Source organism: Pseudomonas brassicae (assembly GCF_010671725.1).
Classification (GTDB): Bacteria; Pseudomonadota; Gammaproteobacteria; order Pseudomonadales; family Pseudomonadaceae; genus Aquipseudomonas; species Aquipseudomonas brassicae.
The window spans coordinates 1-719 of the sequence record NZ_JAAHBU010000643.1 but is presented as its reverse complement, the minus strand read 5'-3'; the positions used below and the strand labels follow the sequence as shown (position 1 = coordinate 719).

The 719-nt window shown below is 69.7% G+C and carries 1 pseudogene; it reads right to left on the bottom strand.

What is annotated here, in order from left to right:
- A pseudogene (locus G3436_RS26880) lies at positions 1-719 on the bottom strand (Y-family DNA polymerase); the annotation flags it as partial.

Genomic DNA, 719 nt, shown 5'->3' with positions numbered 1-719 from the left:
GCATGCCAGGCGTGCTCGGGGCGTGGTCGGCAAAGGCCTGGACGGGGCGCACGCGGTCATCACCCAGGCGTGCGCGCAAGCGCTCGCGCAACTGCTCCCAGCCCTGCTGTTGCTGAGGCCGGGCATTGAACAGCTCGCCAGGCTGGGGCACAAACGTCGGCAGGTCTTCGGCCAGCAGGCGCAGGCTGCGCACGGGCGCGGGCAAGCTCAGCTGCTCCAGCCGGCCGCGGGCCAGTTCGAACAGCATGCCGCTCGCGCTCGGCCGCCAGCAAGCCGACCACCACCGGTGTTTCGAAGGCCTGGGCATGCTCCAGGAACAGGGTGAAACGCTGCACACCCCCATCGCGGCTGGCCAGAAATGCCGCCAGGTCGGCGATCAGTCGACGCAGCGGGAACAGCAGCGCCTGATGCGATTCGACATCGAAGTTGAGCTCCAGCCGCGCCTCGAAACGATCAGGTGGCACATAGCACGCCAGCGCCATGGGGCGCAGGCCGAGCAGGTGGTCAAGGTGCAACTGCACCGCCGCAGCGAAGCGCCTGGCCAGGGTTTCACGCGGTAACCCCAGCACCTGACCGAGGTGGCGCAGGCCCATGCGCGTGAAGGCCGTGGCGGCCTCGGCAGGCAGGCCGATGCGTTCGACAGGCATCTGCGCCAGGGCGGCCCGGGTCGCGTCGCGATCGCTCACGGCCAACCCGTCATGCGCGTTGGCCAGCATGCG